Genomic DNA, 24,122 nt, shown 5'->3' on the forward strand with positions numbered 1-24,122 from the left:
ATGAGTCGCTCGCCAGTCTAGCCAGCGCCCCGCGACCCCTGCCCGCTGGTGAGGTCTCTATCTCCCCTGCCCCGCGCGCCACTCCCGCACCCAGCTCCGCTCCGCCTGCCGCTCTTCGCGGAGCCAGCGAGGATAGAGCGGGGTCATGAGCAGGTTCACCCGCCCGGGGACGATGACCGGCGAGAACCGCGATGCGAGATGCAGGGCGGCGAGGAGGAGGATCGCGATCAGCCCACCGCCGAGGGCGAGAACCGCATCCAGGTTCGCGGGCCCGATCCCGCACAGCATCAGTACGGCCCCGATCCCCACTGCGCCGAGCCAGGCCCCGAGCACAGGCCACCAGAGCAAGAAGAAGGGCTCTGCATCCACTCGCCGGCGCGGCTGCTGAGCAGTCCAATCCCGCACCCAGAATCGTGATCGCGGCGACCTGCCCCGGCGCATCCAGAGCGCGAGCGCGAGCGCAGCGGCGCCGAGGGGCAGCGCGAGCGTCTCGAGCACGAGGTGCGGCGAGTCGGGCATGTCAGCTCCTGACGCATGAGGACCGGGCAGTTCGAGTATCGCGCACTGCAGCGCATCGACTGCGGGCGGCCGTACGCTTGCCGCGATGAGCACTCCCCCGTCCCTCCATCCCGGCGCCGTCGCCGCCGCTGCACCTCTCTTCGCGCGCTTCGACGACGCGCGCGGCGGGACGTCTCTCCGCTTCGGCGCACCGCAGCGCTGGATCATCGCCGAGACAGCCGCGGAGGTCGCTCCCGCCCTCGCCGCCATCGAAGCGGCTGTCGCGGGCGGGGCCTGGGCCGCAGGGATGATCACCTACGAAGCCGCCGCCGGGCTCGACCCCGATGCCCGCACGCACTCCCCGCTCCCGGGGCTGCCGCTGCTCGCGTTCGGGATCTGCGCCGCGCCCGTTCACGAGGAGAGCGCCGACTCCGCTGCCGAGCGCTCCCCCTCCGGCCCGGCCGCCGTCGTCGCCCGCCCCTACGACTGCGCTCCCTGGCGCATCGACTGGAGCCCATCCGAACACGCGCGGCGCGTAGAAGCAGTGCGGGCCGCGATCGCCGAGGGATTCACCTACCAGGCGAATCTCACCACGCGCCTGCGCAGCAGCATCACGGGCGACCTCGACGCCTGCTACGAGGACCTCATCGCCGCGCAGGACGGCGCCTTCGGCGCCTCTCTCGATCTCGGGCGCTGGCGGATCCTCTCGGCGAGCCCCGAGGCGTTCCTGGAGTGGGACGGGCGGCAGGTGCGGAGCCGACCGATGAAGGGGACCGCCCCGCGCGACCCCTCGGCTCCGCTGGCCGGTCGCGGGGCGCTGCTCGCGAGCGAGAAGGACCGCGCCGAGAACATCATGATCACGGATCTGCTGCGCAACGATCTCGCGCGCATCGCCGTGCCCGGGAGTGTCGGCGTCTCCGATCTGCTGCGCGCCGAGGAGTACCCGACGCTGTGGACCCTCACCTCGACCGTCTCGGCGGCCCCGCGCCCGGGCCTCACCCTCGCGGAGCTGCTCGCAGCGACCTTCCCCTGCGGCTCGATCACCGGCGCCCCGAAGCTCTCCACCATGGAGATCATCGAGAGCCTCGAGGACGACGCTCGCGGGATCTACTGCGGGGCGATCGGCTTCTTCGCCCCGGCCGGCGCAGTCGGCGCGAGCGCGCGGCTGAGCCTCAGCGTCGCGATCCGCACGATCCTCGTGGACACGGTCGACGGCTCAGCGACCTACGGCGTCGGCGGCGGGATCACGTGGGCATCGGATCCGGCGGCCGAGTACGCCGAGCTGCTGACGAAGGCGCGGATCCTCGATGCGATCACGGAGGAGCGCCCTGCGCTGCAGCCCCGGCCGGACGCACTTCCGATCGAGACGTTCGCGGTACGGGCCGGGGTGCCGCAGCACCTCGAGCTGCACCTGGACCGTCTGGAGCGGACGGCGCGGGAGCTGCTGCTGTCCTGGGACCGCGAACAGGTCCGCCGCGCGATCCTCGAGAGGCTGCCTGTCGCGCTCAGCGTGGTCGAGGGCGGCGGGGCCGACGCGATCATCCGGCTGACGCTGCAGGTGGACGGCACGATCGACCTCGCGGCCCGGCCCCTGCCGCCCGCCTCCCCCGGTCCCGTGCGCCTCGCGATCGACACGGTCCCGGTCTTCGCCGATGACCCCGCGCTGCGGCGGAAGACCACCGATCGGGCGCTCTACGAGGCGGCGCGCGCCCGCCATCCGGAGGCCGACGACGTCGTGCTCGTGAACTCTCGCGGGCACGTCACCGAGACCGCGATCGCGAACCTCCTGGTGAAGATCGACGGCCGGTGGTGGACTCCCCCGCTGGCGGACGGGCTCCTGCCGGGCGTCGGCCGCCGTCTCGCGCTCGCTGCCGGAGACGCCCGGGAGCGATCGATCACCGTGGCCGAGCTGCGGGCCGCGCAGGAGCTCGCTCTGGTCAGCTCCGTGCGCGGCCGCAGGCCCGCGATACTGCTGGACTGATCAGAAGCCGACTGCGCTCGCGAGCGCCCAGAGGCCGAGCGACAGGATGAAGCCGATGATCGCCATCGCGCCCTGGATCAGGGTCCAGGAGGCGAGGGTCTGCTTCATGCTGAGGCCGAAGAAGCGGCTCACGAGCCAGAAGCCCGAGTCGTTCACGTGCGAGAAGCCCACCGAGCCCGCGCTCATCGCCATCACCAGCGCGACGACCTGGAAATCCGTGTAGTGGCCGGCGGAGACGACCGCGACCATCAGGGAGGCGGCGGTGGTCAGGGCGACCGTGGCGGAGCCCTGGGCCAGGCGCACGATCTGCGCGATGAGGAACGCCGCGACGATCACGGGCAGGCCGATGTCGGACATCGAGTCGGCCACGGCCGTGCCGATGCCGGTCACGCGCAGCACGCCGCCGAACATGCCGCCCGCGCCGGTCACGAGGACCACCGAGCAGATCGGGCCGAGGGCAGAGTCGTTGATCTTCTCGATCAGGGTGCCGCGCTTGCCGGCGCCCCAGCCGAGCACGAACATCGAGACGAACACGGTGATGAGCAGCGCGATCGGCGTCTCGCCGAGGGCGCGCAGGATCATCACCCAGGTCTGGGACTTGAAGGCGTCAGCGTCGCCCGAGGCGGCGGCGAAGGTGTTCAGGCCGGTGTTCAGCAGGATCAGCACCAGCGGCAGGAGCAGCAGCATGATGATCGTGGAGACCTTCGGCGTGGACTCGAAGCCTGACTCCTCGCGCGTGGTGTCGAGGATCTCGGGCACGGGCACGTCGATGCGCGGGCCGATGATGCGGGCTGCGAGGGGCGCGACCACGGCCCAGATGATGATGGCGAACACGAGGCCCACCAGGAGCACCTGGCCGACGTCGGCGCCGAGCGTCGCGGAGGCGGCGACGGGGCCGGGGTGCGGCGGGGAGAAGATGTGCATCGCGGAGAACGCGATCGCCGAGGGCAGCGCGATCGAGAGGAACGATCCGCCCACCCGGCGGGCGACGGCGTAGATGATCGGCATCATGACCACGAGGCCGGCGTCGAAGAAGATCGGGAAGCCCATCATGAGGCTCGCGACGGAGAGCGCGAGTCCCGCGCGCTTCTCGCCGAAGATCCCGATCATGCGGTTCGCGAGGATCTGCGCGCCGCCCGAGGCCTCGATCATGCGGCCCAGCATCGCGCCGAGCGCGACGAGCAGCATGACGTTGCCGAGGGTCGGGTAGAAGCCGAAGCCGAGGGACTCGACCAGGCGGTTCGCGGGGATGCCGGCGACGAGCGCCGTGAGGATGCTGGTGACCATCAGGGCCAGGAACGCATGGACCTTGAAGGCCATGATGAGGACCAGGAGGAACGCCACCGCGGCGGTCGCCAGGATCAGCAGCCCTCCGGTGCCGAGCTCCCAGTTGAGAACGAGATCTTCCATGGCTGCGCCTTCGATCGGGGATTGGCGGCCGGTGCCGGCCGCGAGCGGGGAGGAGGGGGACGTGAAGTCGAAGTGACCTGGGTCATCTTACGTCCGCGTCGCGTCGGCCGGGCGACCTGCCCGCCGACGAGCGCGCCCGGGAACCCGAAGAGCCCCTCGCGCGTCCCAGGAGTGGGAGCGCGAGGGGCTCTTCGGATCTCGGCCGGTGGGCCGACGGGCTCAGGTCAGAGCATGCAGCTGACGCAGCCCTCGACCTCGGTGCCCTCGATCGCCATCTGCCGCAGGCGGATGTAGTAGAGGGTCTTGATGCCCTTGCGGAAGGCGTAGATCTGCGCCTTGTTGACGTCGCGCGTGGTCGCGGTGTCCGGGAAGAACAGCGTCAGCGACAGGCCCTGATCCACGTGCTGCGTGGCCTCGGCATAGGTGTCGATGATCTTCTCGTAGCCGATCTCGTACGCATCCTGGTAGTACTCCAGGTTGTCGTTGTCCATGAAGGGCGCCGGGTAGTAGACGCGTCCGATCTTGCCCTCCTTGCGGATCTCGATCTTGGAGACGATCGGGTGGATCGAGGACGTCGAGTGGTTGATGTAGGAGATCGAGCCGGTCGGCGGGACGGCCTGCAGGTACGCGTTGTACATGCCGTGCTCCTTCACCTCCGCGCGCAGCTCCTCCCAGTCCGAGCGGGTCGGCAGGTGCACCGAGGAGGCGGCGAACAGATCGCGCACCTTCTGGGTGCGCGGCTCCCACGTGCCGTCGATGTACTTGTCGAAGTACTCGCCGGTGCCGTACTTCGAGTTCTCGAAGTCGTAGAAGGTCTCCCCGCGCTCCTTCGCGATCGCTACCGAAGCCCTGATGGCCTGGTAGGTGACCGCGTAGAAGTACATGTTCGTGAAGTCCAGGCCCTCGTCGGACCCGTAGAACACGCGCTCGCGCGCCAGGTAGCCGTGCAGGTTCATCTGCCCCAGGCCGATCGCGTGCGAGCGGCGGTTGCCCTCGGCGATCGTCGGCACCGACTCGATGTCGGAGGTGTCCGAGACCGCGGTGAGGCCGCGGATCGCGGTCTCGATGGTGCGGCCGAAGTCCGGGGAGTCCATCGCCTTGGCGATGTTGAGCGAGCCCAGGTTGCAGGAGATGTCCCGGCCGAGGGTGTCGTAGGAGAGGTCCTGGTTCATGACCGACGGGGTCGCGACCTGCAGGATCTCCGAGCACAGGTTCGAGTGGGTGACCTTGCCGGCGATGGGGTTCGCGCGGTTCACCGTGTCCTCGAACATGATGTACGGGTAGCCCGACTCGAACTGGATCTCCGCGAGGGTCTGGAAGAACTCGCGCGCCTTGATCTTCTTCTTCGCGATGCGCGGGTTGTCGACCATGTCGCGGTAGTGCTCGGTCACCGAGATGTCGGCGTAGGGCTTGCCGTACTCGCGCTCGACGTCGTACGGCGAGAACAGGTACATCGGCTCGTTGTTCTTCGCGAGCTCGAAGGTGATGTCGGGGATGACCACGCCGAGCGAGAGGGTCTTGATCCGGATCTTCTCGTCGGCGTTCTCGCGCTTGGTGTCGAGGAAGCGCAGGATGTCCGGGTGGTGCGCGTGCAGGTACACGGCGCCCGCGCCCTGTCGCGCGCCGAGCTGGTTCGCGTAGGAGAAGGAGTCCTCGAGCAGCTTCATCACGGGGATGACGCCGCTGGACTGGTTCTCGATCTGCTTGATCGGGGCGCCGTACTCGCGCAGGTTGCTCAGCAGCAGGGCGACGCCGCCGCCGCGCTTGGACAGCTGCAGGGCGGAGTTGATGCCGCGGCCGATGGACTCCATGTTGTCCTCGATGCGCAGCAGGAAGCATGAGACGAGCTCGCCGCGCTGGGCCTTGCCGGCGTTGAGGAACGTGGGGGTCGCGGGCTGGAAGCGGCCGTCGAGGATCTCCTCCACGAGGTTCCGGGCGAGGTCCTCGTCGCCGCGGGCGAGGGTCAGCGCGGTCATCACCACGCGGTCCTCGAACCGCTCGAGGTAGCGCTTCCCGTCGAAGGTCTTCAGCGTGTACGAGGTGTAGTACTTGAACGCGCCGAGGAAGGTCGGGAAGCGGAACTTCTTGTCGTAGGCGCGCTCGGACAGGGCCTTCACGAACTCGAAGTCGTACTGGTCCAGGACCTCGGCCTCGTAGTACTGGTTCTCCACCAGGTAGTCGAGCTTCTCGCGCAGCGAGTGGAAGAACACCGTGTTGGGGTTCACGTGCTGCAGGAAGTACTCGCGGGCGGCGAGGCGGTCCTTGTCGAACTGGATCGACCCGTCGGGCCCGTAGAGGTTCAGCATCGCGTTCAGCGCGTGATAGTCCAGCTGCTTGTGATGCTCCAGCGGAGGCATCTCGGTCAGTGTTGCCACAGCGACTCCAATCCGTCATGCACCTGCTGCACGTCTCGCGGCGTGCCCAGGAGCTCGAATCTGTACATGTGCGGGACGCGGCACTTGGCGGAGATGATGTCCCCCGCCAGTCCGTACGCCTCGCCGAAGTTGGTGTTCCCCGCGCTGATCACGCCGCGGATGAGCCGGCGGTTGCGCTCGTCGTTGAGGAACTTGATGACCTGCTTGGGCACCGCCCCCCGCCCGTTGCCCCCGCCGTAGGTGGGGACGAGGAGCACGTACTCCTCGTCCACGACGAGGGGCTCCTCCTTGGGGAGGAGGGGGATGCGGGCGGCCGGCAGACCCAGCTTCTGGACGAAGCGGTGGGTGGTGCCGGAGGCAGAGGAGAAGTAGACGAGGATCCCCATCTCTATCGCCTCCTGCGGCGGATCAGACGGCTGCGGACTGCCGCACGGTCGCGCCGGCGGCGACGAGCGCCTTGATCTTGTCGGGGCGGAAGCCGGACCAGTGGTCCTCGCCGGCGATGACGACGGGGGCCTGCACGTAGCCGAGGGACTTCACGCGCTCGAGCGCGGCGGCGTCCTCGGTGATGTCGACGAGGTCGTACGCGATGCCGGCCTTGTTCATGGCGCGCTTGGTCGCGTCGCACTGGACGCACATGGGCTTCGAGTACACGGTGATAGCCATCGTCGGCGGGGCCTTTCTGCAGCTCGCGGCGCAGGGCGCAGCGAGGGTGTTCAGGGATGCTTCTGCGGTGTGATCAGGGGGTCTGCGGGGCAGCTCCCGGGGACCGGGGCCCGATCTGCGACGCTCTCGCGCCGGCTCCGCCAACACTACACCTAGTGGTCCACCCATCGGAGCACCACAAGATGTACTGACTTACACGAGTGTCATCCACATCGATGTGTGCAATGGGTGTGGACGAACCGCGCCCGCTGGGGACGAATGGCCGCCGCCTGCTGGGATGCTGTGGACAAGCCGGTGGACGGGCCCGCCGGACCGCATCCGGGCGGTGGATCCAGCACCGCCGAGAAGGGTGCGGGTGGCAAGGATCTCGCCCGGAATCCGTGCCGAGGACCTCTGCCGCCGGGCGTGTCGCCGGGCCCCGGAACGCACGAGCGCGGCGCCGCCCGGAGGCTGCGCCGCGCTGCGACGGGGCCCGGAGGATCCGGGCGGAGGGGGTTCAGTCCTCGCGCTCGGCGCGGGTCGAGCCGCCTGCGGGCTCTGCCGGCGCAGGGGGCGGGGCGGGCAGATCGTCTTCGGCGAGCTCCTCGGGGGTCAGCGGAGTCACCGTGCTGTCGCCCTGCACCTCGAACGACCAGGCGTCGGAAGCCGCGACCGCGAGGGACGGGTCGATCTCGAGGGGATCGAGATCGGCGAGCGCATTCGGCTCCGACGGCGTGCCGACGGGCTCGTCGGCGCTCGCGGCGGTCGTGCCGGCTGCGTCCCTTACGGGCGCGGACGGCGCGCTCGCCTCGGCAGCATCCGCCTGCGCGGCCGCCGGGCTCAGCGCGGGGTCAGCGGCCGGGACGCCCTCCGTGCTCGTCTCGCTCTCCCCCTCGGTCTCGCCCTCGGCGTCGTCGGCCGGCTCCGGGTCCAGCGAGCGCCCGTCGGCCCCGACGATCGCGGCGAGGACCTCGCGCAGCAGCGCGACCTCCGCCGCAGCCTCGGCCGCGCCCGACAGGGGCGCCTCTCCCTTGTCGACGAAGGCGTGGAAGGCCTCCCACATCGCCTCCGCGGCTCCGAGCGCGGAGCTGTGGGAGGTGGTGAGGATCTGGCCGTGGGACTTCTCGCGCACCGCCATGCTGGAGCGGGCGTCGAGGAACGAGGGCGGGGCGAGCTCGAGGTCGATGCGCTTGCGGGCCGAGAGCACCTCGTAGCGCTCCGAGTACTGCGGGGCGAAGGGCAGGTAGTGCCAGACCAGGCGCACGGGCTCTCCGCCCTCTAGCTCGCCGAGCAGCTCGATGGATCCCGGGATGACGCCCTTGGGCCAATGGCGCACCGCTTCGATGCGGGTGATCGGACCGTAGATCCGCTCGGTCACCGCGAGCTGGTGCGCGATGCCCGTCAGCAGGCCCTTCACGTAGAGATCGCGGTCGCGCTGGGTGGCGGCCTCCCCGGATCCCGCGATGACGGCATCCTGCAGGCCCTGGCGGCGCTCCGCGCGCGCCTCGGCGGGGAGGTCGTAGGCGGCGGCGGTGACATGGGAATGGCCGAACAGCGGCGCCGCCGCCGGCATCAGGATCTCGTGGTCGATCATGCGCACATCGCGCGCCCGCACCTCGCCTGCCACCTCTGAGACGACCTCGTCGTACTGCTGGGGGTAGGCCATCATCACCAGGCGCCGGCCCATCACGCGCTCGAAGGCGGTGATCCGCTCGACCTCCGCGCCCGAGTATCCCAGCGGCGGCTCGACGAGCGTAGGGATCCCCCGCTTCATCAGCGCCAGCAGGTCGTCGACGTGCAGGCCGTCGGTCGCGAGCACGGCGGCGTCCACCTTCACGGTCTTCGCGCGCACCCCGGCGATGAGATCGCCGACGGTCTCGAAGCGCTGCTCCTCGCCGATCCCCCAGACCTCGGCCGACTCCCGGCGGCGGCGCGGCGAGTGGTCCACGAGCGCCGTCACCGCGAAGCGGTCCCAGCGGCGCTTCAGCAGCGGCAGGTGGATCGACTGGGCCATCGTTCCGGCACCGATGACGGCGATGTTCAGGATGCTCGGCATCAGGGAGACTCTCCTCGCAGGGCTCGCAGGCGGGCGCGCCCGCAGGCACGTGGCTTGTTCTACCACACGGCGCTGATCTGCCCGGATGCTCGCTATCGTAGGGGCGTGCCCACGTTCTACTCTGCAGTCCGCACCACCGCGACCCCGCTGGTCCGCCTCATCTGGAGGCCCCGCGTGACCGGTCTCGAGCACTTCCCCCGCAGCGGCGGGGTCATCGTCGCCTCGAACCATCTGGCGAACGTCGACTCGTTCCTGATCCCGGTGATCGCCCCGCGGCACGTTCGCTTCGTCTCCAAGGACGACTTCTGGAAGCAGCCGGGCCTCAAGGGCCGCGCCCAGAAGTGGTTCATGAACACCGTGGGCACCATCCCGCTCGACCGCGCCACCATGAGCTCCGGCCAGGGCGTGCTGAAGGTGGCCCTGGAGGTGCTGAAGAGCGGCGAGGTGTTCGGCATCTACCCCGAGGGCCACCGCTCGAAGGACGGCCTGCTGCACAAGGGCCTGCCCGGTGCGGCCTGGCTCGCCCACGAGTCCGGTTGCCCCGTGATCCCGCTGGGCCTGAAGGGCACCGACAAGCTCTTCCGCGACGGCAGCATCCTGCCGTCGGCCCATCGCGCCGAAGCGCACTTCGGCGCACCCGTCGACTTCTCCGACATCCCCGCGGATCTTCCCGTCGGCGCGCGTCGGCGCCTGATGACCGAGCGGATCATGCAGGAGATCCAGAAGCTCTCCGGCCAGGAGCGCGCGCAGTCCTGAGCGCGCCGCGTAGCATGGAGCGGTCCGCATCCTGCCCGCGAGGAGGAACCATGGCCGTCGTCGTCGGCTTCATCCCCACCCCCGTGGGCTTCGAGGCGCTCGACGCCGCCCTCGCGGAGGCGACCCAGCGCGGCGGCCCCCTGATCGTGGTGAACGTTATCCGCCCTGGCGACGAGGCCGATCCGCGCCACGCGCACCCGGGCGATCTCGATGCCGCGGCCGACCGCCTGCGCGGCGCACCGGTGCGCGTGGACATCCGCCAGGAGCAGGCGCAGCACGACATCTCCGAGGTGCTCCTGGACCTGGTGGAGACCGAGCGCGCCGAGCTGCTCGTGCTCGGCATCCGGCGCGGCCGCGATCTCGGCGCGCACCTGCTGGGCATCACCTCGCAGAAGCTTCTGCTCTCGGTGCCCTGCGACGTGCTGGTCGTCTGACCGCACCCCCGCAGAGCACGACGGGCCGCCCACCGCGATGGTGGGCGGCCCGTCGGCCGTTCCCGGGGCCTCACGGCCCCGGGAGCCTCAGATCACTCGGCGATGGGGTCCGCTCCGGGGACCTGCTCGCCGGACTGCTCGCGGTACGAGCGCTCGATCGCCTCGCCGACCTCCTGGTCGATGTTCTTCCAGTACTGGAAGACATTCGAGAGCACGGGCTCCTCGACGCTGCCGAGCAGGGTGCCCGTCACGGTCTCCACGAGGCGCTCGCGGGCGGCCTCGTCCATGACCTCGCGCACCAGCGTGTGGGCCTGGCCGAAGTCGTCGTCCTCGGCGTGGAGGGTGTAGGCGGCGCGCACGAGCGTGCCGTCGGCCTCCCAGCCGTTGTCGACCCTCCCCTGCTCGTCCTGGTAGGCGCGGCCGTAGGAGTTCGGCGCGTACACCGGGGCGTCGCCCGTGTGGAAGAAGCTCATCGCCCCTTCCTTGTCGTACGAGTTGGTGTCGATGATCGGGCGGTTCACCGGCAGCTGGTTGTAGTTCGTGCCGAGACGGTTGCGCTGCGCATCCGGGTAGGAGAACACGCGGCCGATGAGCATCTTGTCGGGCGAGATGCCGGTGCCGGGCACCGTGTTCGCCGGCGAGAACGCCGCCTGCTCGATCTGCGCGAAGTGGTTGACCGGGTTCTGGTTCAGCGTGAAGCGGCCGACCTTGTGGCGCGGGTAGTCCTTCTTCGAGATCGTCTTGGTGAGATCGAAGGGGTTGAAGCGGTAGCCCTTCGCATCCTCGTAGGGCATGACCTGCACCTCGACGCTCCACGAGGGGAAGTCGCCGCCCGCGATCGCATCGAACAGGTCGCGGCGGTGGTGGTCCGCGTCCTTCCCGGCGAGCGCCTCGGCCTCATCGTTCGTCAGGAACTCGACGCCCTGCTCGGAGATGAAGTGGTACTTGACCCAGAACTTCTCCCCGGCCTCGTTGACCCACATGTAGGTGTGCGAGCCGTAGCCGTTCATGTGGCGCCAGGTCTTCGGCAGGCCGCGGTCGCCCATGAGGTAGGCGACCTGGTGGGCGCTCTCCGGGGAGAGGGTCCAGAAGTCCCACTGCATGTTGTTGTTGCGCAGGCCCGAATCGGGGGTGCGCTTCTGGCTGTGGATGAAGTCGGGGAACTTCATGGGGTCGCGCACGAAGAAGATCGGCGTGTTGTTGCCGACGATGTCGAAGTTCCCCTCCTGCGTATAGAACTTCAGCGAGAAGCCGCGCACGTCGCGCCAGGTGTCGGGCGAGCCCAGCTCGCCGGCGACGGTCGAGAACCGCGCGAGCATCGGGGTCTTCGCGCCCTTCTGGAAGACGCCGGCCTTGGTCCACTGCGAGACGTCCTCGGTGATCTCGAGCTCGCCGAAAGCGCCCGAGCCCTTGGCGTGGGGGCTGCGCTCCGGGATGCGCTCGCGGTCGAAGCGGGCGAGCTTCTCGACGAGCGCCACGTCGTGCAGCATCAGCGGGCCGTCGGCGCCGAGGCTCAGGGAGTTCGCGTCGCTCTCGCGGCGCGCGCCGGCCTCGGTGGTCGAGGGCTTGGTGGAGTCGTGGCCGGGAACGGCCGTGCGATCGAAGTCAGTCATTGTTCCTCCTGGGCGAATAGGGCGGATGGACGGGACGGGTCAACTCATGGGGCCGGGCTGGCGTGGGCCCGATCCGCGGGGGATCCGGCCTGCCGGCCCTGGCACGCGGGGCAGAGACCGCGGTAGATCACCTCGGCCTGGTCGATGGCGAAGCCGTGGCGGCCGACGGCGGGCGAGTCGAGGCAGGGGGCAGAGCCCTCTGCGCACGGCGCGTCCTCGAACCGGCCGCAGCCGCGGCACACCAGGTGGTGGTGGTTGTCGTGCTGCTCGAGCTCGAACAGGGCGCGCCTGCCGTCGAGGCTGATCGAGCGCACGAGGCCCGCGCCGACGAGCGCGCGCAGGGCGTCGTACACCCCCTGGCGCGAGACGCTGCCGAGCTGGGCGCGCACCGCTGCGATCACGCTCTCGGCGTCGAGGTGCCCGTGGCCGGCGAGCGCATCGAGCGTCGCGGCGCGCGATGCGGTGACCCGCAGACCGGCGCCGCGCAGGAGGGCGACGGAGTCCGGCCGGACCCCGCTCTCCTGAACCTGACGCTGCGTCATCATGGCTCCACCGTACTCACCTTTCCTGGACTGAGTCCAAGAAAGGTGGGCCGTACTGGGCGCGGAGGGGGACGGGGTGCGGGAGTGCGGGGCTGGGCGCGAGGAGTGCGCGGCGCGTCGGCCGACGGAAAATCGCTCGCCCTCCCTCGGCCGCCCCCGTAGCGTCGGCCCTCCGCCGCAATCGCGGCGACCGGCCGCGCGCCGGCATCACGGAAGGAATCTCCATGCCCACCCAGATCGCCCAGGGCCTGCTGTCCTGGGCCAGCATCCTCGATGAGAAGACCCGCGAGCAGGCCATCACCACCGCCTCGCTCCCCTTCATCCACCCGCACCTCGCCCTGATGCCCGACGCGCACCTCGGCAAGGGAGCGACGGTCGGCTCGGTGATCCCGACGCTCGGCACGATCATCCCCGCCGCCGTCGGCGTCGACATCGGCTGCGGGATGATCGCCGTGCGCACCCAGTTCGTCGCGAGCGACCTCCCTGCCGACCGCGCCGCTGTGCGCGAGCAGATCGAGCGGGCGGTGCCGCTGTCGGCCGGGGCGTACAACAAGAAGATCGTCGCGACCGCCGAGCCCCGCATCGCGGACCTCGAGGAGCGCGCAGAGCGGATCGGCCTGGATCCCGGCAGCTACGCGGGCAACTGGCGCCACCAGCTGGGCTCGCTCGGCTCCGGCAACCACTTCATCGAGATCTCCCTGGACGAGCAGGATCGGGTGTGGGCGTTCCTGCACTCGGGCTCGCGCGGGGTGGGCAACAAGATCGCCCAGCACCACATCAGGGTCGCTGCGCAGTACGCGAAGCGGAACTGGATCGCGCTGCCCGATCCCGATCTCGCGTACCTCGTGGAGGGCACGAGGGAGTTCACGGAGTACATCCGGGAGCTGCGCTGGGCCCAGCACTTCGCCCTGCTGAACCGCGAGGAGATGATGGATCGCGTGCTGCGGCAGATCTCCGAGTGGGTCGGCACGAGGGTCGAGGAGCAGGAGCGGATCAACTGCCACCACAACTTCACCGAGTCCGAGAAGCACGCGGGCAAGCAGGTGTGGGTCTCGCGGAAGGGAGCGATCCGCGCCGGCGAGGGCGAGATGGGGCTGATCCCCGGCTCCATGGGCACCGCCTCCTACATCGTGGAGGGCAAGGGCGACCGGGCCTCTCTCGAGTCCGCTCCGCACGGCGCGGGCAGGGTGCACTCGCGCTCCTCCGCGCGGCGCACCTTCACCCGGGAGCAGCTGCGCGCGGCGATGGAGGGCATCGAGTACCGCGACACCGACGCGTTCCTCGACGAGATCCCCGCGGCGTACAAGGACATCGACCAGGTCATGGCCGACGCCGCCGACCTGGTGCAGATCCGGCACACGCTGCGCCAGATCGTGAACGTGAAGGGCGACTGAGCGGGCCACGGAAGGCCATCCACCCGCCAACACCGTGCACGGACGCGCTCTCGGAGCGGAAGCGAGATGCGTCAGGTGAGACGAGACCACCCGGTCTCGTCTCGCCTGACGCGATTCGCGAGGCGGGGGGCATCGCTGCGTGGACGCGTACCGGGAGGGGGTTGCGCACTACCCGGGTTCTATGGTTAGTTACTCAAGTAATTAACCAGGGAGGCTCGATGGACTTCTCGTCCGACTCACCGATCTACCTCCAGATCGCCCAGGACGTGCGCACGCGCATCACCGACGGCGACCTGGGCCCAGGAGACCAGCTCATGTCCACCACCCAGTACGCGACCACCTATCGGATCAACCCCGCCACCGCGAACAAGGCCTTCGCCGCCCTCGTGCAGGAGGGACTCGTGGAGAAGCGGCGCGGCATCGGCATGTTCGTCACCGAGGACGCCCCCGAGATCCTGCGGGCGAGCGGGCGCTCCCGCTACCTCGACGACGTGCTCGGCCCCGCCATCCGGCGCGGACTGAGCCTCGGCCTCGCCCCATCCGCCATCCGCGACCACGTCGACTCGATCCTGGAGGACTCATGACCGCCGCCCACGACGCAGCCCCGACGGCCGGGAAGACCGGCTGGGGCGCGAGCATCCGCGACCTCGACTACGACTACCACCGACCGCTCTCCTCCCGCTCCCCCGCCCTGCGCTCACTCTCCGCGCAGATCCGACCGGGCACCATCACGGGCCTCCTCGGCCGCAACGGCGCCGGGAAGAGCACGCTCGCGAAGATCCTCGCCGGCCAGCTCCGCCCGACGCGCGGGACCGTGGAAGTGGACGGCTCCGCCCCCTGGGAGGACGCCGCGCGCATGGCCGGGACGGCCTACGTCGCCTCCGGCATGGGCTCCGGGGCCTCCATGAGGATCTACGACAGCGAGCCGCTGCGCAGCACGCTCGAGCTGTGGGAGGAGACCCGCGCCTGGGACGGCGAACTGGCCGACCGGCTCCTGCGCCTGTGGGAGCTCGATGCCGACAAGGACACCCCGGACAGCCTCTCCCAGGGCCAGCTCTCAGCGTTCTGCGCCGTGCTCGGCCTCGCCTCGGGCGCTCCGCTGACGATCTTCGACGAGGTCCATCTCGGGATGGACGCCGTCGTGCGGCGGCAGTTCTACGACGAGCTGCTGGCGGAGTACACGCGCACATCGCGCACCTTCGTGCTCTCCAGCCACCTGATCGAGGAGATCTCCGACCTCCTCGAGGACGTCATCTACGTGCATCGCGGCACCGTCGTCGAGCACGGCGACGTGGACGAGATCCGCGAGCGCCACCGGACGGGCGATTCCCTGCCCAGCCTGACCGACATCATGATCCGCATCGCAGAGGAGGCATCATGACCACCCGCACCAGCACCCTGACCAGCAGCACCCGCGCCTGGTGGCGCGAGATCCGCATGCTGATCCTCATCGGCCTGGCCGTCATCGCCATCGCCTACGCGATCCGCTACGCCCTCGTGCACATCGATGCCCTCGCCCGCCTGGTCGAGCAGGGCGAGCCCGGGCAGGACGGCACCGGGTGGAACGTCGGCCCGCTCTCGTCGACCTCCCTGTGGCGGGTGCCGCTCGGGCTGAGCGGGGCGGCCGCCGTCGCCGCGCTCGTCTACGGCATCGTCATCGGCAGCTCGAGCCGGGTATCGATCGCCGCCGGCATGACCCGCCGCGCCATCGTGCGCGCCGACGCGACGTTCCTCGGCACGGTGGTCCTCGCGCTGACCGCACTGATGGTGGTGGCCGTGCTGCCCGCGCTGATCCTCGAGCCCGCCCCTGAGCTGCGCGAGGGCTTCCTGCATCCCGCTGTCGCGCCGCTGCGCGTCCTCGTGACCGCCGCCGCGGCGGCGATGCTCGGGCAGATGATCGCGCTGATCTTCCTCCGCTTCCCGTGGTTCGTGGGGGTGCTGGTCTGCGTCGTGCTCCTCGGGCTGACGAACCTCTCGGGCCGCTTCGATGCGCTGCCGGCGCTCGCCGAGCTGCTGGTCAGCATCGGGATCGCCGCCCTGGTCGCCGCCCTGGCGCACTCGATCACCCGCCGCGTCGCTGCGGGACTGGAGGTCTGACACGCGCCTGGCGGAGCGAGTCGCATGAGGGGACCCGAGATCACCCGATCTCGGGTCCCCTCATGCGACTGACCGGAGGGACGGCGTGCGCGCGCAATCCGAATGGGTATCCAGATGTGCGTCCCGCACCCCGTCAACCCCCTCGCTCGGCAGTCTGTGCCATGCAAGAAGGCCCCTCACCACCGGGTGAGAGGCCTTCTGTGCTGCGGAGCCGCCTACCAGAATCGAACTGGTGACCTAATCATTACGAGTGATTCGCTCTACCGACTGAGCTAAGGCGGCACGCCTGCCCGCTAGGGCAGGCCGGTCCACTCTACGAGATCCCAGGCCGGGGGCGCAAAGCGAGCCGGTGAGCGGCTCGTCACTCTCAGCAGGTCAGCAGGTCAACAGGTCAGCACCTCAGCAGCTCAGCAGGTGAGCCCATCGGCAGGGGCGGTCCCCTGCAGGAAGTAGGCGTCGACCGCCGCCTCGATGCAGCCGCCGGAGCGGCCGTAGGCGGTGTGGCCGTCGCCCTCGAACGTCAGCAGCACGGAGTTGTCGAGCTGCGCATCCAGGCTCTGCGCCCACTGGTACGGCGTGGCAGGGTCGCCCGTGGTGCCGATGACGACGATCAGATCGCTGCCGGGGGCGTGGATCTCGGCCGGGGCCCGCAGCGGCTTCACGGGCCACTGGTCGCACATGGTCTGGCTGTAGGCGGTGATGCCGGCGGCCGGGTACTTCTCGAGCAGCCGCTCGGTCTCCTTCTGCTGCCACGCGAAGTCGGCGATGCCCGGATGGTCGAGGCAGTTCACGGCCAGGATCGAATACAGGGCGTTGCCGGTGTAGGTGCCGTCGTCGCTGCGCTCGGCGCCGAGGTCGGCGAACATCAGCAGCAGGGTGCCGTCACCGTTCGCGGCGGCGTTCAGTCCGGTGACGCCGAAGCTCCAGTTCTCGTCGCCGTACAGCAGCAGCGACAGTCCTGCGGAGGCGAGCGCGCCCGTGAGGGGGCGATCCGGGTCGGAGGTCTGGATCGGGTTCTCGGCGATCGAGTCCATGAGCGCCTCGAGCTGCTCCACGCCCTCCTCGACGCTCGGCCCGCGCAGGGCGCACTCCTGCTGCTCGAGGCAGAAGCCCACGAACTGCTCGATCGCATGCTGGAAGCCGCCGGCCTGGCCCTCCGTGAGCTCATCGCCCGTGATCGACGGGTCCATCACGCCGTCGAGCACGAAGCGGCCCACGCGCTCGGGGTAGAGATCGGCGAACGAGGAGCCGAGATAGGTGCCGTAGGAGTAGCCCAGGTAGTCGAGCTTCTCGGAGCCCACCGCGGAGCGCAGCACGTCCATGTCGCGCGCAGCGGAGTACGTGTCGAGATACGGGAGGACCGCCCCGGAGTGCTCCTCGCAGGCCGCCGCGATCTTCTTCATCCACTCGACCGAGCGCGCGAGCCCCTCGTCGGTGGAGCCGTCGTAGGTGTCGGCGCGGTACTCGTCGGTCTGGGCGTCATCGAGGCACTCGATGCCCGCGGAGCGGGAGATGCCGCGCGGGTCGAAGCCGATGATGTCGAACTCCTGCCGCATGGGCTGGCTGAAGATGTACGAGGCGTTCTGGGCGACGAAGTCGACGCCCGAGGCGCCGGGACCGCCCGGGTTCACGAACAGCGATCCCTTCGCCTCGCCTCCCGCCGCCACCCGCACGACGGCGAGATCGATGGTCTGGCCGGAGGGGTCGTTCCAGGCGAGCGGCACGCGCACCGTCCCGCACTCGACGGCCTGGCTCGCGTCGGCGGTGACGTCCGCCTCGCAGGGTCCCCACTGGACCCGCTGGGAGTAGAACGCCTCGTAGGCGGGGTCCGTCGCGGGATCCGTCGGCAGATCCATCGCGGCCGACGTTCCCAGCTCCGCGAGCGGCAGGTCGCTGCCGGAGCCGCCCGGGCTCGCGGTCGCGCTGGACGAGGCGGAGCCGCCGTCGGATGCGCCGTCGTCGCCCCCGCTCACGGGCAGCAGGTCGCAGCCCGCCAGCAGGAGCGCTCCGGCGATCGCGGCGGTCATCGCGCGCAGCGCGGCCCGTCCGTGAGATCGACGGTTTCGGGTGACAGGGCGCATGGCATCTCCTGGGGTCCTGGGCCGCCCGGGAGGGCGGGGCGGTGCGGATCGTGCAGGACTGTCGGCGCCGGGCGCCGGGCTCCTCATCCTAGGTGCCCGCCGCCCGCCGCGGGCGGCGGCTCAGCCCAGCTCGCGCCGGCTCCACCGCCAGGCTCCGATGGCCGACGGCACCACGAGCAGCAGCAGCACCGCGCCGAGGGCGGAGGGCTCCGCGCGGCCGGCGGCGAGGTCCCTCGCGGCCTGCGGGAGGTCGACCCACGCGACGGCGGAGACCAGCGACTCCACCCCGACGGCCGCGGCGATGCTCGCGATCAGCGGCACCATGAACGGCACCGAGATCGCGACCACGCAGGCCAGAGCCGTGCTCTGGAGCAGGATGGCGCAGGCGATCCCGAACAGCGCTCCCGCCAGCAGGTGCGCGCTGGAGGCGAGCAGGGTCTGCGCCCCGCCCTCCCAGCTCGGCGCGATGCGAGCGACCGCGGCGGTCAGCGCGGTGGCCCCCGCGGTGAGCAGAGCAGCCGCCGCGATGATCGCGGCGCTGAGGACCAGCGCGGCCAGCACCTTCGAGACGAGCACCCCGCCGCGGCGGGGCCGCTGCAGGAGCGTGGACTGCATGGCCCCGCTGCTCCACTCCCCGGCCACCGCCATCGCGGTGATGACCGCGAGCAGCACCGACAGCGGCAGGCTCAGCAGGGTGAGCGTGAGCGAGAAGTCGGCGATCGGGTCCGGGAGGAGAGTGACCTGCAGGACGGACGAGAGGGCGATGACGGCGAGCATGATCGCGGCGGTCACCAGCAGCACGGCCCGCATCGCGCGGGTGTCGACGCACTGGCGCAGGTCCAGCAGGGGCCGCAGGGAGCGGGTGGGCCGCACGGCGGAGGGTCGAGGGCCTGCGGAGGGCAGCGACGCGGAGTGCGGGGCGGCGGGGCGGGCGAGGGCAGTGCTCATGGGTCAGACCTCCAGGAGGGACGGGGCGGCGGGAGCGCCGACGGGAGAGCCGGCGTCACCGCGGGCGCCGTCGGTCAGGGTGAAGAAGACGTCCTCCAGGGAGCCGTCCTCGACGGGGTGCAGCGCGGTGAGGACGAGCTGGTGGTGCAGGGCCAGCCGGCCGACGTCGGCCGCATCGAGGGCCACGTCGAGTGCGCCGTCCCCATGGGGCGTGCACGCGGCGCCGACCGCGTCGATCGCCTGCCGCAGCCGCACGGGATCCGTGGCGGCCACGCGCGTGCCGCCGCCGGCGGTGACCTCGGCGAGCGCGCCCTCGCGCACGAGGCGTCCGCCCGCGATCACGAGCACGCGATCCGCGGTGGCCTGCACCTCGGAGAGCTGGTGGCTCGAGAGCAGCACGGTCCCGCCCGCGTCGGCGAAGGAGCGCAGCAGGCGGCGCATCCAGCGGATGCCGTCGGGATCCAGGCCGTTGGCGGGCTCGTCGAGGACGAGCGCGGCGGGGTCGCCGATCAGGGCGACGCCGATGCCGAGGCGCTGGCGCATCCCGTAGGAGTAGCCGCCCACCCGCTTGCGGCCGGCGCCCTCGAGGCCGACGAGCGCCAGCACCTCGTCGGCGCGGCCCCTGGGCATGCCCGCGGCGATCGCGGCCAGGCGCAGGGTCTCCAAGCCCGTGCGGCCGCTGTGCAGGGCGCGCGCGTCGAGCATCACGCCGATGCGGCGCCCGGGGGCGGGCAGATCCCGGTAGCGCACGCCGTCGATGAGCGCCTGCCCGCCGCTCGGCTCCGCGAGGCCGGTGAGGATGCGCAGAGTGGTCGACTTCCCCGCGCCGTTCGGGCCGAGGAACCCGGTCACGGTCCCCGGCTCGCAGGTGAAGCTCAGGCCCTCGACGGCGCGGTGCTCGCCGTAGCGCTTGCTGAGGTCGCGCACTTCGATGCGCACGGGGGCGGCCGCAGAGGGCGGCGCCGGGGTCACGGATGGGTTCTCGCTCATGCCATCACCCTCTCGCCCGCTCCGTCGCCCGGGGATCCGGCGCAGGTTCCGTCCCGGCGCGACTTTCGTCGGCTCCGCTGATCCCCCGGATCCGACGTTCGCCCGGATCCGCGGCGCCGAGGGTCGGCAGGTCCCGCTGCGGCCCCGGGCGCGCGAGTGCGCTGGATACAGTGGACGGCATGGAGCACAGCGCCGCACCGCCCCGCCGGCTCTGGGCCGAGATCGCCATCGCGATCGCCGCCGTGCTCGACGCGCTCCTCTCCTTCTGGGCCGCCGACTACTCCCCCGCGAGCCGGCTGCTGCCCGCCGCGATCGGTCTGTGGGTGACCCCGGTCGCGGGGCTCGCGTGCGGGCTCGCCCTCCTGCTGCGGCATCGGCACTGGCGCTGGCTGCTGCCGGCGCTCCTGGTCCTGAACGCGATCGGGTTCTCCTTCGTGGTGCTGACGGTCGCGACGTACGCCTTCGCCGATCGCGCGCGCTCGCGCGCGGCGATCTGGTCGGTCACCGCGCTCGGCGCCCTCAGCCTCGCACTGCCGACCCTGCTCCCGGCGAAGAGTGACCGGCTCCTCATCGGCTCGATCATCGTGGTGGCGGCGTTCTGCGCGACTGCGCTCGGCCTCTATGCACGGGCGCGCCGCGAGCTGCTCACCGAACTGCGCAATCGCGCGGAGGACGCCGAGCAGCATCGGGCCTCGGCCGAGGAGGCGGCGCGGCGCGAGGAGCGCACCCGCATCGCGCGCGAGATGCACGACATCGTCGCGCACAAGATCTCGCTGGTGGCCCTGCAGGCCGGTGCGCTCGAGGTCAATCCGCACCTGGCGCGCGAGGACGTCGTGCGCGCGGCGGGGCTCATCCGCTCCACCGCGGCCGATGCCCTGGCCGAGCTGCGCGAGGTGCTCGGCGTGCTGCGGGGCGACGGCGAGCAGGCTCCCCTGACACCCCAGCCCACCTGGGAGGACGTCCGCTCGCTCGTCGCGAGCAGCCGGGAGGCGGGGATCCAGGTGGAGCTGTTCGACTTCATCGACGCTCCCGTCCCCGACGCCCTGGCCCGCACGGCGTTCCGGGTCGTGCAGGAGGGGCTGACGAACGTCCACAAGCACGCGCGCCACACGAAGGCGCGGGTCGCGCTGATCGGCGAGCCGGGCGATGACCTGCTGGTGGAGATCAGCAATATGCTTCCCAAGGGGTACGCGAGCGATCTGCCCGGCGCCCGCATGGGGCTGTCGGGGATCGAAGCCCGCGTGACCCACACCGGAGGGACGATCACCTCCGGGCCGACCGACGATGGACGATTCACAGTGAGAGCGGTGATCCCGTGGCCGAAGCCGAGCGCATGAAGCGCATCGCCCTGATCGACGACGACTCCCTGGTGCGCGCGGGGCTCGCGATGATCCTCGGCGCCGACCCCGGGATCGAGGTGGTCGGGGAGGCGGCCGACGGCGCCGACGCCGTCACGCTGGTGCAGAAGCACCGCCCCGACGTGCTCCTCATGGATGTGCGGATGCCCCGGCTCGACGGCATCGCCGCGACCCGTGCGGTCGTGGCCGAGCCGAACCCGCCGAAGATCATCATGCTCACGACGTTCGACATGGACGAGTACGTCTTCCAGGCGCTCGAGGCGGGGGCGAGCGGGTTCCTGCTGAAGGACACTCCCCCGCAGGATCTGATCCGCGCCGTGCACGTGGTCGCGGGCGGCGATGCGATGCTCGCGCCGACGGTCACCCGCCGCATGCTCTCCCACTTCTCGAGCGCGAACCCCGGTGCGCGCGGCGGCGAGCACCCCGGCATCGCCCTGCTCACCGAGCGCGAGCGGGAGGTGCTCGCGAGCGTGGGGGGCGGGTTCTCCAACGCCCAGATCGGCCAGCGCCTGTTCATGAGCGAGGCCACCGTGAAGGCGCACATCTCGAAGATCTTCGCGAAGCTCGATTGCAGCAACCGCGTGCAGATCGCGATCATCGCGCACGAGGCCGGGCTCGCCGACAAGGACGACCCGGTTCTCTGAGGGGGCCCGGCGGAGCTGCCGGGAAGAGCTCAGCCCCAGCCGAGCTCGTGCAGCCGCGACTCCTCGATGCCGAACAGGTGCCCGAGCTCGTGCAGGACCGTCACGCGGATCTCCCGCACCAGGTGCTCCCTGCTCGTGGCGAGGCGCTGCAGGGGCCCGCGGAAGACGAGGATCCGGTCGGGCTCGGCGAAGCCGTCGAAGACGCTCCGCTGGTCGAGCGGGATGCCGTGGTAGACGCCGAGCAGCTCGGTCCCGCCCGGCAGGCCGGCGCCGTCGGCCTGCGGATCCGGCTCCTCCTGGACGAGGATCACGACGTTCGACTCGGCGATCGCCCGGGCGACCTCATCCGGGAGCGAGTCCAGGGCGTCATCGACCGCCTCCTCGAACTCGGCGGGGCTGATGGAGATCATGCGCCGGTCTCCCCCTCGGCGAGCGCGGCCAGGACCTCGCGGCCGCGCTCGGTCTCGCCGAAGCCCTCGATCAGCTCCCGCAGCGGGCCGGCGGCGGTCGCCGCCCCGAAGGCGCTGCTGAAGGGCTGCAGTCGCACCCCTTCGCGCAGCTCCCCGATGGGGAGCGCATCGAAGCCCATCTCCTCGACGAGGGCCGAGGCGACCTCCACCGCGCCGGCGGGGCCGGCGAGCGCGATCGCGAGGCGCTCGGGGTGCCCTGCGGGCCGACCCTTCTCGTCGAGATCGTGGTAGCCCATGTGGTTGAAGGCCTTCACGACCTGCGCGCCGGGCAGGTGCGCCTGGACGAGCTCGCTGGTGGAGGCGGCGGGGCCCGCGAGCTGAGGATCCTCGCCGTCGGTCTCCCACCAGTAGTTCATCGCGTCGATCACGACCTTCCCGGCAAGGTCCTCGGCCGGGAGGGTGCGAAGGCGGCTGAGCGGGAGCGCGAGGATGACGAGGTCCGCCTCGCGCGCGACCTCGGCGGTGGTGAGCGCGCGGGCGCCGGGCGCGAGCACGCTGATGATGAGTGAGATCTTCGCCGGGTCGCCGGAGCCGGAGATCAGCACCTCGTGGCCTGCGCCGAGCGCGAGGCGCGCGAGCACCGTGCCGACCTTCCCCGCGCCGATGATCCCGATGCGGGCGGGTACTCCAGCGGAGCCCGTGGCGGGTGCCTGGCCGCTCATGCGCGCGCGGTCCCGTCGGACTCGGCGAGCATCTCGCGCACCATCGGGATGACCTGCGTGCCGTACAGCTCGACGGCGGTGCGGCGGGCCTCCAGGGAGATCGGGCCCGCGGTGTGGATCAGGTCGAAGCGGTCCACGCCGAGCGCACGCACGTTGCGCGCGATCTTCTCGGCCACGGTCCGCGGCGAGCCGACGTAGAGGGCGCCGTCGCGCACCTCGGAGAGGTAGGCCTCCTTCGTCAGCGGCGGCCAGCCGCGCTGGCTGCCGATGCGATCCATCATCGTCTTGTACGTCGCGAAGTGCTGCGCGAGCGCGGCCTCGTCGGTCTCGGCGATGAGGCCGTGGGAGTGCATGCCGACGGCCTGGGGCTGCTGGCCGAGCTCGGTCGCGGCGCGCTTGTAAAGGTCGACGTAGGGCGCGAAGCGGGTGGGCTCGCCGCCGATGATCGCGAGCATGAGCGGCAGGCCGTAGCGGGCCGTGCGCACGACGGACTGCGGGGACCCGCCGACGCCGATCCACGTGGGCAGACCGTGCTCGTGCTCCGTGGTGGGGAACACCGAAGCGTTCGTGAGCGCGGGGCGGTGGCGGCCCTTCCACGTCACGGGCTCCTCGTCGAGCAGGCGCACGAAGAGGTCCAGCTTCTCCTCGAACAGCTCCTCGTAGTGGGCCATGTCGTAGCCGAACAGCGGGAAGGACTCGGTGAAGGAGCCGCGGCCGAGGATGACCTCCGCGCGACCGTTCGAGATCGCATCGACCGTCGCGAAGCGCTGGTAGACGCGCACGGGGTCGTCGCTGGACAGGACCGTCACGGCCGAGGCGAGGCGCACGCGCTCGGTGCGCGCGGCGATGCCCGCGAGCAGCGTCTCGGGGCTGGAGATCGCGAAGTCCTCGCGATGGTGCTCGCCGACGGCGAAGACATCCACCCCGGTCTGGTCGGCGATGACGCCCTCCTCGAGCACGGCGCGCAGGGCGGCGGCGTGGGAGATGAGCTCTCCCGAGGCATCGGCGGGGATATCGCCGAAGGTGTTCAGGCCGAAGGTCAGGGTGCCGGTCCCGGGCGCGGTGGTGGGGCCGGTGCCGGGGGCGGCGGCAGCGGGCTCGGTCTGGGACTGGCGCTGGTCGGAGGTGCTCATGGTTCCTCGATTCGGGAGGGTCGCGGCGGGCGGAT

The 24,122-nt window shown here is 70.9% G+C and carries 23 protein-coding genes and 1 tRNA gene; 9 read left to right on the forward strand and 15 right to left on the reverse strand.

Annotated features, from left to right (window positions below; genetic code table 11):
- Positions 1 to 57 precede the first annotated feature (57 nt).
- The gene (locus Bequi_RS02690; protein WP_249736411.1) at positions 58 to 519 is read right to left on the reverse strand and encodes a hypothetical protein; all 462 of its coding nucleotides are present in this window, start codon (positions 517 to 519) and stop codon (positions 58 to 60) included.
- A gap of 85 nt (positions 520 to 604) precedes the next feature.
- On the opposite strand from Bequi_RS02690, the gene Bequi_RS02695 reads away from it, so the two are divergent.
- Positions 605 to 2,479 (forward strand): chorismate-binding protein, encoded by a 1,875-nt coding sequence (locus tag Bequi_RS02695; protein ID WP_249736412.1) that lies wholly within the window; start codon positions 605 to 607, stop codon positions 2,477 to 2,479.
- Here Bequi_RS02695 and Bequi_RS02700 read toward each other — a convergent pair whose 3' ends face one another.
- From Bequi_RS02700 to Bequi_RS02720, 5 genes are all read right to left on the reverse strand, one after another.
- Positions 2,480 to 3,889, reverse strand: a complete 1,410-nt coding sequence (locus Bequi_RS02700; protein ID WP_249736413.1) for a GntP family permease — start codon at positions 3,887 to 3,889, stop codon at positions 2,480 to 2,482.
- A gap of 224 nt (positions 3,890 to 4,113) precedes the next feature.
- Positions 4,114 to 6,246, reverse strand: a complete 2,133-nt coding sequence (gene nrdE, locus Bequi_RS02705) for a class 1b ribonucleoside-diphosphate reductase subunit alpha (RefSeq protein WP_249736756.1) — start codon at positions 6,244 to 6,246, stop codon at positions 4,114 to 4,116.
- 5 nt (positions 6,247 to 6,251) lie between these two features.
- A complete protein-coding gene (gene nrdI / locus Bequi_RS02710; RefSeq protein ID WP_249736414.1) occupies positions 6,252 to 6,650 on the reverse strand; it encodes a class Ib ribonucleoside-diphosphate reductase assembly flavoprotein NrdI in 399 nt (132 codons plus the stop codon).
- Between the two features lie 22 nt (positions 6,651 to 6,672).
- Positions 6,673 to 6,930 carry a glutaredoxin-like protein NrdH gene (gene nrdH, locus Bequi_RS02715; RefSeq protein WP_249736415.1) on the reverse strand — a complete coding sequence of 86 codons (258 nt, stop codon included), beginning with the start codon at positions 6,928 to 6,930 and terminating at the stop codon, positions 6,673 to 6,675.
- 496 nt (positions 6,931 to 7,426) lie between these two features.
- Positions 7,427 to 8,965: a Gfo/Idh/MocA family oxidoreductase gene (locus tag Bequi_RS02720; RefSeq protein WP_249736416.1), complete on the reverse strand. Its 1,539-nt coding sequence runs from the start codon at positions 8,963 to 8,965 to the stop codon at positions 7,427 to 7,429.
- Positions 8,966 to 9,070: 105 nt separating this feature from the next.
- Between Bequi_RS02720 and Bequi_RS02725 the strand changes: the two genes are divergently transcribed.
- Together Bequi_RS02725 and Bequi_RS02730 are read left to right on the forward strand one after the other, a co-directional pair.
- On the forward strand, positions 9,071 to 9,721 hold the full coding sequence (locus tag Bequi_RS02725; protein ID WP_249736417.1) for a lysophospholipid acyltransferase family protein: 651 nt from the start codon (positions 9,071 to 9,073) through the stop codon (positions 9,719 to 9,721).
- A gap of 50 nt (positions 9,722 to 9,771) precedes the next feature.
- Complete coding sequence (locus tag Bequi_RS02730) at positions 9,772 to 10,155, forward strand: universal stress protein (protein ID WP_249736418.1); 384 nt, start codon at positions 9,772 to 9,774, stop codon at positions 10,153 to 10,155.
- Positions 10,156 to 10,247: 92 nt separating this feature from the next.
- Here Bequi_RS02730 and Bequi_RS02735 read toward each other — a convergent pair whose 3' ends face one another.
- The gene (locus Bequi_RS02735; RefSeq protein ID WP_249736419.1) at positions 10,248 to 11,768 is read right to left on the reverse strand and encodes a catalase; all 1,521 of its coding nucleotides are present in this window, start codon (positions 11,766 to 11,768) and stop codon (positions 10,248 to 10,250) included.
- Positions 11,769 to 11,812: 44 nt separating this feature from the next.
- Positions 11,813 to 12,313 carry a Fur family transcriptional regulator gene (locus tag Bequi_RS02740; protein ID WP_283774560.1) on the reverse strand — a complete coding sequence of 167 codons (501 nt, stop codon included), beginning with the start codon at positions 12,311 to 12,313 and terminating at the stop codon, positions 11,813 to 11,815.
- A gap of 221 nt (positions 12,314 to 12,534) precedes the next feature.
- On the opposite strand from Bequi_RS02740, the gene Bequi_RS02745 reads away from it, so the two are divergent.
- From Bequi_RS02745 to Bequi_RS02760, 4 genes are all read left to right on the forward strand, one after another.
- Positions 12,535 to 13,704, forward strand: coding sequence for an RtcB family protein (locus Bequi_RS02745; protein WP_249736420.1), 1,170 nt, complete (start codon positions 12,535 to 12,537; stop codon positions 13,702 to 13,704).
- Positions 13,705 to 13,922: 218 nt separating this feature from the next.
- Entirely contained in the window at positions 13,923 to 14,288 is a 366-nt protein-coding gene (locus Bequi_RS02750) for a GntR family transcriptional regulator (RefSeq protein ID WP_249736421.1), read from the forward strand.
- Positions 14,285 to 15,085 carry an ATP-binding cassette domain-containing protein gene (locus Bequi_RS02755; RefSeq protein ID WP_249736422.1) on the forward strand — a complete coding sequence of 267 codons (801 nt, stop codon included), beginning with the start codon at positions 14,285 to 14,287 and terminating at the stop codon, positions 15,083 to 15,085. The genes Bequi_RS02750 and Bequi_RS02755 overlap by 4 nt, the downstream gene beginning before the upstream one ends.
- Positions 15,082 to 15,801, forward strand: a complete 720-nt coding sequence (locus Bequi_RS02760) for a hypothetical protein (RefSeq protein ID WP_249736423.1) — start codon at positions 15,082 to 15,084, stop codon at positions 15,799 to 15,801. Before Bequi_RS02755 ends, Bequi_RS02760 begins: the two co-directional genes overlap by 4 nt.
- A gap of 209 nt (positions 15,802 to 16,010) precedes the next feature.
- Here the strand turns inward: Bequi_RS02760 and Bequi_RS02765 are convergent.
- From Bequi_RS02765 to Bequi_RS02780, 4 genes are all read right to left on the reverse strand, one after another.
- Positions 16,011 to 16,083, reverse strand: a tRNA-Thr gene (locus tag Bequi_RS02765).
- 125 nt (positions 16,084 to 16,208) lie between these two features.
- Positions 16,209 to 17,882, reverse strand: coding sequence for an alpha/beta hydrolase (locus Bequi_RS02770; protein WP_249736424.1), 1,674 nt, complete (start codon positions 17,880 to 17,882; stop codon positions 16,209 to 16,211).
- A 120-nt stretch (positions 17,883 to 18,002) separates the two neighbouring features.
- The gene (locus Bequi_RS02775; RefSeq protein ID WP_249736425.1) at positions 18,003 to 18,830 is read right to left on the reverse strand and encodes an ABC transporter permease subunit; all 828 of its coding nucleotides are present in this window, start codon (positions 18,828 to 18,830) and stop codon (positions 18,003 to 18,005) included.
- Positions 18,831 to 18,833: 3 nt separating this feature from the next.
- A complete protein-coding gene (locus Bequi_RS02780) occupies positions 18,834 to 19,820 on the reverse strand; it encodes an ABC transporter ATP-binding protein (protein ID WP_249736426.1) in 987 nt (328 codons plus the stop codon).
- Positions 19,821 to 19,999: 179 nt separating this feature from the next.
- Here Bequi_RS02780 and Bequi_RS02785 point away from each other — a divergent pair, with 179 nt between their 5' ends.
- Entirely contained in the window at positions 20,000 to 21,157 is a 1,158-nt protein-coding gene (locus tag Bequi_RS02785) for a sensor histidine kinase (RefSeq protein WP_249736427.1), read from the forward strand.
- Positions 21,154 to 21,822 carry a response regulator transcription factor gene (locus Bequi_RS02790; protein ID WP_249736428.1) on the forward strand — a complete coding sequence of 223 codons (669 nt, stop codon included), beginning with the start codon at positions 21,154 to 21,156 and terminating at the stop codon, positions 21,820 to 21,822. The genes Bequi_RS02785 and Bequi_RS02790 overlap by 4 nt, the downstream gene beginning before the upstream one ends.
- A 29-nt stretch (positions 21,823 to 21,851) precedes the next feature.
- On the opposite strand, the gene Bequi_RS02795 is transcribed toward Bequi_RS02790, so the two are convergent.
- From Bequi_RS02795 to Bequi_RS02805, 3 genes are read right to left on the reverse strand one after another with little or no spacing between them, the layout of a single operon-like run.
- Positions 21,852 to 22,232 carry a metallopeptidase family protein gene (locus Bequi_RS02795; RefSeq protein WP_249736429.1) on the reverse strand — a complete coding sequence of 127 codons (381 nt, stop codon included), beginning with the start codon at positions 22,230 to 22,232 and terminating at the stop codon, positions 21,852 to 21,854.
- Positions 22,229 to 22,954 carry an NADPH-dependent F420 reductase gene (locus Bequi_RS02800; RefSeq protein ID WP_249736430.1) on the reverse strand — a complete coding sequence of 242 codons (726 nt, stop codon included), beginning with the start codon at positions 22,952 to 22,954 and terminating at the stop codon, positions 22,229 to 22,231. Before Bequi_RS02800 ends, Bequi_RS02795 begins: the two co-directional genes overlap by 4 nt.
- Positions 22,951 to 24,087, reverse strand: a complete 1,137-nt coding sequence (locus tag Bequi_RS02805; RefSeq protein WP_249736431.1) for an LLM class flavin-dependent oxidoreductase — start codon at positions 24,085 to 24,087, stop codon at positions 22,951 to 22,953. Before Bequi_RS02805 ends, Bequi_RS02800 begins: the two co-directional genes overlap by 4 nt.
- Between the last annotated feature and the right edge of the window lie 35 nt (positions 24,088 to 24,122).

The sequence above is a fragment of the Brachybacterium equifaecis genome, assembly GCF_023509525.1.
GTDB classification, from domain to species: domain Bacteria; phylum Actinomycetota; class Actinomycetes; order Actinomycetales; family Dermabacteraceae; genus Brachybacterium; species Brachybacterium equifaecis.